This window comes from Infirmifilum sp. (assembly GCF_049970975.1).
GTDB lineage: Archaea > Thermoproteota > Thermoprotei > Thermofilales > Thermofilaceae > Thermofilum > Thermofilum uzonense.
This window is the reverse complement of record NZ_JBMFLX010000015.1, coordinates 21,542-29,210: the sequence shown is the minus strand read 5'-3', so window position 1 is coordinate 29,210 and position 7,669 is coordinate 21,542. Positions and strand designations below refer to the sequence as shown.

Sequence of the window (7,669 nt, the reverse complement as noted above, 5' to 3'; positions counted from 1 at the left end):
TGGAAAACAAAAATAATATATTCCATGCTTGTGTCCACGGCTTAGGTGGTTGCATGCCGCGAATGCTGACCTGCAGCTTTTGCAAGAAGCCTATAAAGCCGGGAGAAGGCTTGATGTACGTGCGAATAGACGGCACCGTTGAGCGGTATTGCTCCTCTAAGTGTTTCAAGAGCGCGTTGAAGCTCCACAGGAATCCTAGGAGGACAAAATGGGTCGTAAAAAAGAACGCCTAGCCGCGTAAAATCAATGCGTTAAGACTATATTGTTGCGCGGTTTTGTTTTCCGTTGTGACTATTCATGGGGATGCAGACTACTGGCCAGCAGGACACTTATATTAGAGCTCCTATCGTAGTCGTTCTAGGTCACGTCGACGCCGGGAAGACTACGCTTCTAGACAAGATCAGGGGGACGGCTGTAGCCAAGCGCGAGCCTGGCACCATGACGCAACACATTGGTGCTTCCTTCCTACCATGGAAAGCCTTGGAGGAGATATCGGGGCCGCTTCTAAGCCAGATTAAAGTCGAGATAAAGATCCCTGGTTTCCTCGTCATCGATACCCCTGGACATGAAGCTTTTTCAAACCTGAGAGTTAGGGGCGGCAGTATTGCCGACATCGCCATCCTAGTAGTGGATGTACAAAGAGGCCTCGAGCAGCAGACCTTCGAGGCTATAGATATTCTAAGGAGTAAGAGGGTTCCATTTATCGTCGCGGTAAACAAGATAGATAAGATACCGGGCTGGAAGAGCTTCCCAAACAAGCCTTTTGTCGAGTCAGTTAAAATGCAGGACGAGGCTACCGTTTTAAAGCTGGAAGAGCTCCTGTCATATATTATTGAGCAGTTTAACTCGCTGGGATTCCGCGCTGACCGCTATGACAGGATAAAGGACTTTACCAGGGTTCTTGCGCTTGTACCTGTAAGCGCGCTTACAGGAGAAGGTATGCCTGACCTCCTATTAGTCCTTGCAGGCCTGTCACAAAGATTCCTTTTGAAGCGGCTTGTCGCTCGTGTAGCTCCCGCCCGTGGGGTAGTACTGGAGCTAAAAGAGGAGGTGGGTTTTGGAACTACTGCAACTGTAATCGTGTACGACGGTGTCTTGAAGAAGGGGGATCTGATCGTTGTGGGTGGAATCGAGAAGCCTATCACGACACGCGTGAGACTACTCTTAATGCCTAAACCCCTCGACGAAATGCGTTCACCCGAGGATCGGTTCATAGAGATTGACAGGATATCCGCAGCGGCGGGCGTGAAAGTCATAGCTGATGGGCTTGAAGGCAGTATTCCAGGAGCCCCCTTAATAGTAGCAGCCAGCGAGGATGAAATTAGCAGAATACTCGAAGAAGTCCAGGCCGAGGTTCAAGCGACACGGTTCCAGAGCGACATTGCCGGTGTAGTGGTTAAGGCTGATACTCTGGGGACACTTGAGGCCCTGGTGGGATACCTCAAGAAGAACAATCTCCCTGTACGACTAGCAGATGTAGGCCCTGTCGTTAGACGTGATGTTTTCGAGGCGAGCCTGGTAAAGAACATTGACGCAAAGTATGCAGCAATATTAGCTTTTAACGTCAAGGTGACGCCTGAAGCAAGGGAGGAGGCTGCCCAGAAGGGAGTACAGATATTCACGGAGCGAATACTCTACAGGCTAGTCGAGAACTTCCTTAAATGGTTCGAGGAGCAGAGAGCATTAGAGAGGAGGAGGATATTCGAGAAGGTCACGCCACCAGCTGTTGTGCAGATACTTCCCGGATATGTTTTCAGGCGTCGAGACCCGATCATTGTGGGAGTACGCGTCGTATGCGGTAGGCTCCGCCCAGGGATTAAGCTGATCACGGGGGATGGAAAAGAAATAGGGGATATCATGCAGATACGAGAGCATGAAAACGTGCTTGAAACCGCCGAGGAGGGCTCGGAGGTCGCCATTTCTATTAGAAGCAAGGCGATTGTCGGCAGGCAGGTTGAGGAGGGCGACTACCTGTACTCAGATGTCCCCCTGGAGGAGATAAACCTGCTTCTAGAAAAATACGGTGATGAGCTTACAGAGAAGGAGAAGGAGTACCTTAGAAAACTCCTGAGGTTTAGACTGAAGTTCTCTAACAGGATAGAGTACCCGTAGATAGTACTCTTTTTCTCAACTAGTGAAAAGTGTCGAGAATAACCTTAACTATCTGATCTCATCTAATAGTTTCATGTGGAACGATACAAAGGTAAGGTCGCCATAGTAACGGGGGGAGCGAGAGGCATAGGAGCCGCTATAGCACACAGGCTCGGGAGCGAGGGGGCCCAGGTAGCGATCTTCGACATTGATGCAGAAGCAGGAAAGAGGAGACTCACCGAGTTAAGAGAGCGGGGAGTCGATGCAATCCTAGTACAGGGCGATGTTTCGAGAGAGGGGGACGTCAAGCGATGTGTCTCTCAAGTTGTGGAGACCTTCGGCAAAATCAACGTCCTAGTTAACAACGCGGGTATTGGATTCTCGGGCAAGCCGATATTCGAACAAAGCCTCGAGGAATGGAATAGGGTTATCTCAGTGAACCTCACGGGGCCTTATCTCTTCGCCAAGCACGCCGCGGAGGTCATGGTAAAGAGCGGGGGAGGAGTAATAGTCAACATCGCGAGTACCCGTGCACTGCAGTCTGAGCCTAACACGGAGCCGTACTCGGCGTCTAAAGGCGGGCTTCTGGCGTTGACTCACTCGCTTGCCGTTAGTCTGGCACCGTACAGGATAAGGGTCATAGCCGTGTCTCCTGGGTGGATCGACACCGCAGGCTGGCAGGTGCCTCCCCATAAGTCACAGTTGACGACACTGGATCACGAGCAACATCCAGCGGGTAGGGTTGGGACGCCAGAGGACGTTGCCGCTCTCGTAGCATTCCTTGCGTCCGATGAAGCCGGTTTCATCACGGGCACGAACGTCATTATAGACGGGGGAATGACTGTGAAGATGCTGTACCTCGACGATAAAATCGTGGCTGATAGTCTTTTCCACCTGACAGGTGACAGGGAGTTTTCGGAGCTTGTGAGAAAAGCTGTCCTAGCAGGCTCCCTAGAAAGAGTTAAGAAGGTTCTTAAAAGCGCACTGGAGGAAGGTTTTTGAGGCTCTTTCACGTGGAGAAAACAAGCTATGATGAAAAAACGCCTTCAGAGTAGTGAAGAAGAGGAGTACCTCTGAGCCCGAACCTGGGGGACTTAGAGCGAAGATTTATACCCCCTTAAACTATGTTGTAGCGGATGACGACTTTGCCGAGTTCTGAGAAGTGATGAAACCATTCATGCGCCGACACACCATGACGCGGGTCGAAGTCTTAAAAGTAGGCGTCAAGGCCTTGCTCTGGCAACTCTTGTATTTTCTCTTCCTCTTCATGAGATTCCTCGGCTTCGGAGGACAACTGCTTCTTTATTGATCTAGCGAGGGCTCTACCTATTCCTGGAATCATTGCCAGGTCTTCTTCCCGTGCTGTAACCAGGTCTATCAGGGACTTGTAGCCGTGGGAGTAGAGGCTCCTAGCCCTGACCCTACCTATGCCTCTCAGCGATACTAGCTCGAGAAGCTCCTCCTTTACGCCGTGCTCTATCCGTTTACTTAGTACGGCGAGCCTAACCGAGTGCTCGTTGAAGCCTGTGAGCTTGGCTATCTCAGAGAGGGCAAAGGCGACCCATTCAGCTGTCTGTATCAAGGAGTAGATGTCTCCCGGACCAACATCGTATTTCTCAACTATATGTTCCTCTGGAACCTCGTTTATCCAGTCCTCTAGGAGCAGGGCCGTTTTTAAGCGTTGTAGGAAGAATTCGTACTCAATCTCGTCCTCTGGTGGTCGAGCCACGGGTCCTAGGCTCGAGCTTTTAAGGATGTCTTCAAGCCACTCCTCATCCCCTCTCCTTAGATGTATCGTTGAGGCATCCGGGGTAGAGGCTATAAGGTATAGATACGACAGCGTTGAGGCTTGATCCACCTTTTTGAAGAAGTCTAAGCCTGTCACGGCCGTCTCAGGGTCTATGTAGAGTTCGGCGACTCTAATTCCAAGCTGCGTTGGTTCAAGCTTATCCCCCCTAACCTCAAGGAAGCCTGCCTGCGCCAATCTATTCAGGATTTTTTTCGCTCTCTCGATCACGAAGAAGTAGTCCCTGTTTTGGTAGGAGTAGAAGGTGTTCAAGAGGAAACGCCCTAGCGAGTCGAGACTCCTCACTAATTCACTCGTGGCTATGACTGACAAGAGGTGTGATCGAAGCACAGGCTCTGAAGCCAGCTGGGAGGAGAGGTTCTCGGGTTCTGCCTCTACATATTCCTTGAATAGGAACTCGAGCTCCTGGAGTGAGCGAGCTATCAGCACGGATTCCCCTTCTTTGTCATAGCGCGGCCTCCCAGCCCTACCCGCCATCTGTTTATACTCCATTACAGGTATCCTCTCGTAATATCCCAGCTCTACATTGAACCTCCTATAATCAGTGACCACTACCCGCCTGGCGGGAAGGTTCACCCCCGCGGCCAGGGTTGGCGTGGCAACGATTACCTTGAGAATCCTATCCCGGAACATTCTTTCAACGGTACTCCTAGCCTCTGAGGCTAGGCCTGCATGGTGGAAGGCCACACCCTTTTGGAGAAGCTCTAAGAGTTGAAGGGTCACTTTGTCGCTGTGCTCTGACTTAAGCCTCCTTATGTTCTCCCGTATCACCTTGAGTTCCCCCGGCGATATGAATTTACTTGTAATCGCGGAGAGTTTCCGCGCGTCACTCACAGCCGACCTTCGTGTAGGGCTGAACACGAGGAGCTGCCCGTCTTCCTTAAGGGTGTCATAAGCTAGGTCGAAAAGCGGGGCTCCATGGTTCTCAAGGGAAACGGATTGTCCATCGTTGTAGAAAATCTCTCCGTTGTAATACACGCCCTCACGTAGAGGAACGGGTCGCCAGTCAACCCTAACAGGCCTGGCTCCAAGCCACTCGGTAAGTTCTTCGAGATTGCCTATGGTAGCGCTGAGGCCGAGCAGCTGGGGCCTTTCAGGCATAAGCTTTGTACGTGTTAACAGTACCTCGAGCGTTGCGCCACGCCTATCGGAACCAAGGAGATGTATCTCGTCAGCAACTATAACCGATACCTTGTCGAACCAGGGGGCCTTGTGGCGTAGGAGGCTGTCCGCTTTCTCGTTCGTCGTGACTATGACGTCGTACTTTCCAAGCCAGGCATCGTCGCTGTCAAAGTCACCCGTGCTTATAGCTGTCTTATAGCCGAAGACACCGAAGAAGTTTTTGAACTCCTCGTACTTTTCTGAGGCTAAGGCGCGAAGCGGAACCATGTATAGGGCTTTACCCCCCTCTAGAAGCCTCTTCAGGATGGTTAACTCTGCAACCAAAGTCTTGCCAGATGCTGTGGGAGCTGCGATTACAAGGTCCTTGCCTTCAAGGGCTCCCTGTCTAACTGCCTCGTACTGGGTCGGGTAGAGCTGCGTTATACCTAAACGGTTCTTAAGGGTCTCAAGTATGTTTCTGGGAAAAAACTTTGCAAGTATGTCGGTGCTGTAGTAAGCCATGGCATTCACTCAAATTCATACCTGGATTATTAATACCAGGATTAAAGATTCACCTTAAATATTAACGGGTTTTATGCACTCTCTTCTTGGAGTCATGAGTTCACCCTCCCTTACGAAGCTCTCGATAACCTCTCTAACCATGCTTTCATCGATCCCTCTTGATGTAAGCTCTTCTATGACAGTCTTGATCTCAACGCATTCCCCGTTGTTCTCCTTGACGAGATGGCGTATAGTGTCCAAGATCGTTATTATCTTCTCACGTTTCGACTTAGGCTGACCCGTCATTATGGTGTCGATGTCTATTGTCTTTGTTTGAGTATCAATGCCAACGTTCCTGAGGAAGAACTCCATGAGCTCTATCGCTGTCTCAGCGTCTTCCTCGATGACAACGGGGCGGAGGTGTAGCCTGGCCCTCGCCTCGGCGAGTCTTATTAGGGCTTCTAGCTGGCGTGGAGTTATCGCGATGGGAGAGTTTGGATCCTCGCTTTTAGACCTCATCGCTACATAGTACTCAACTATCTTGCTTTTAGCTTCTGCGGAGAGCTTGGGTCGGATGTTCTTCCTCGCATAGGCTACGTACTTTTTCAAAAGATCGGCTGGAACTGTATGGCTGAGAGCCTCGGGATACGTCTCGCCATGGAAGTCCACGACATACTGTGCAAGCTCCCTGTCCCTCTCCCTGTTAGGAGTATCTTTTATCACAAATATAAGGTCGAATCTAGAAAGTATTGTTACAGGGAGGTCTATATTCTCGGAGATATTCTTGCCCGGAATATATCTCCCGAACACGGGGTTGGCGGCTGCGAGGATGGAAGCCCTCGCGTTTAAGGTAGCGACTATGCCTGCTTTGGCTATACTAACCGTTTGCTGCTCCATGGCCTCGTGTATACTTACCCTGTCCCTAGCCTCCATCTTGTCGAACTCGTCTATACATGCTACACCACCGTCTGCAAGTACTAGAGCACCGGCCTCGAGGTAGAACTCGCCGGAATTCTTCTCACGAACCACTGCCGCCGTCAGTCCGGCGGCGGATGCCCCCTTGCCGGACGTGTATATGCCTCGAGGGGCTAGGGAGGCGACGTACCTGAGTATTTGACTCTTAGCAGTTCCCGGGTCACCGATTAGCAGGATATGTATATCCCCCCTAACTCTCACGCCGTCAGGGTATATTTTCGGGACGCCGCCGAAGAGCAATAAGGCTACCGCCCTCTTGATCTCCTTATACCCGTAAATCGATGGAGCTATGGAGTTCAGGATTAGCTCTTCAATATCTTCACGACGCGAGAGCTCCAGAATCTTCTTTTCATCCTCGGGCGTGATCTCTACGTCAAGGGACTCCTTCGTGGCAACCTCGATGTAGTTAGCCTCTATGTATGGGTGGAAGATTGGTGGAGTGTTCTTTAATAGCTTCTTGTCCTCCTCCACCCTCATAAAACCGATAACAGTCGCTCTGTCTCCTGGACGCACGATATCCGCTAGATCCTCCCTAACTACAACATCGATTGATCTTGGAAGCTGGCCAGGTGGAAGCTCTTCAGGCTTCTCCTGTAGGACGAACTTCTGTATATCCACGAACTTACTCTTCTCTATCACTAGAGTGAAGCCCTGAGACCTCCTGCCCTCCTCTTCGCATCTCGGGCAGACAGTAGGCTTTGTAAACCCCTCGGATTCCTGCTTTACCTCCTGCTCATAGCCACAAGTCTTACACCTGAAGACGCCCACTATCAGCTCGTGTTTTACTGGAGAAATCTTCGTTACAATACCCTCTATCGCCAGGAGCTTGCCCAGGTGCTTTGCTCTCACATCCCTTATCTTGACGTGAAGGGTCTCCGGGAGTTTCCGGATCCTCACATGGAAATCTCGTACCCTCTGGGCGTACTCCGGGTTCTCTACGCTCATTACCTCGTAGACAGCTTTTGAAGCTGCTTCCAGGAAGACTGAAGGTGTTTCTGTTAGGGTGTCTGCTAGCGTCTTATCATACAGTAATATGTCCTCAAAGTCGACGACTAGAGAGACGCTGTTCTCGGCGCTCATCCGCCTTATCATTTCCCTGTATTTTTCACGGCCGTCAGGTGCACGAAAATCCTTGAGAAACTCTGTTAGCCTCTCGACGAGCGGTATGCTTTGAACAATGACCTGCCCCGCCAT

The 7,669-nt window shown here is 50.9% G+C and carries 5 protein-coding genes; 3 read left to right on the top strand and 2 right to left on the bottom strand.

Annotated elements, in window-relative coordinates:
- Nucleotides 1-53: 53 nt before the first annotated feature.
- From ACP5KC_RS04100 to ACP5KC_RS04090, 3 genes are all read left to right on the top strand, one after another.
- Nucleotides 54-233: a 50S ribosomal protein L24e gene (locus ACP5KC_RS04100; RefSeq protein ID WP_191118548.1), complete on the top strand. Its 180-nt coding sequence runs from the start codon at nucleotides 54-56 to the stop codon at nucleotides 231-233.
- A 64-nt stretch (nucleotides 234-297) separates the two neighbouring features.
- Nucleotides 298-2,112: a translation initiation factor IF-2 gene (infB, locus tag ACP5KC_RS04095; protein WP_052884704.1), complete on the top strand. Its 1,815-nt coding sequence runs from the start codon at nucleotides 298-300 to the stop codon at nucleotides 2,110-2,112.
- 75 nt (nucleotides 2,113-2,187) lie between these two features.
- Nucleotides 2,188-3,093: an SDR family oxidoreductase gene (locus ACP5KC_RS04090; RefSeq protein WP_428286863.1), complete on the top strand. Its 906-nt coding sequence runs from the start codon at nucleotides 2,188-2,190 to the stop codon at nucleotides 3,091-3,093.
- A gap of 208 nt (nucleotides 3,094-3,301) precedes the next feature.
- On the opposite strand, the gene ACP5KC_RS04085 is transcribed toward ACP5KC_RS04090, so the two are convergent.
- Both ACP5KC_RS04085 and mcm read right to left on the bottom strand, forming a co-directional pair.
- Entirely contained in the window at nucleotides 3,302-5,521 is a 2,220-nt protein-coding gene (locus ACP5KC_RS04085; protein WP_052884702.1) for a DEAD/DEAH box helicase, read from the bottom strand.
- Between the two features lie 54 nt (nucleotides 5,522-5,575).
- Nucleotides 5,576-7,669: a minichromosome maintenance protein MCM gene (gene mcm / locus ACP5KC_RS04080; protein WP_428286862.1), complete on the bottom strand. Its 2,094-nt coding sequence runs from the start codon at nucleotides 7,667-7,669 to the stop codon at nucleotides 5,576-5,578.

Bases quoted from the DNA above. Each gene is read 5' to 3' on its own strand.
- ACP5KC_RS04100 (WP_191118548.1), top strand. From the start codon at position 54: ATGCCGCGAATGCTGACCTGCAGCTTTTGCAAGAAGCCTATAAAGCCG.
- infB (WP_052884704.1), top strand. From the start codon at position 298: ATGGGGATGCAGACTACTGGCCAGCAGGACACTTATATTAGAGCTCCT.
- ACP5KC_RS04085 (WP_052884702.1), bottom strand. From the start codon at position 5,521: ATGGCTTACTACAGCACCGACATACTTGCAAAGTTTTTTCCCAGAAAC.
- mcm (WP_428286862.1), bottom strand. From the start codon at position 7,669: ATGGCGGGGCAGGTCATTGTTCAAAGCATACCGCTCGTCGAGAGGCTA.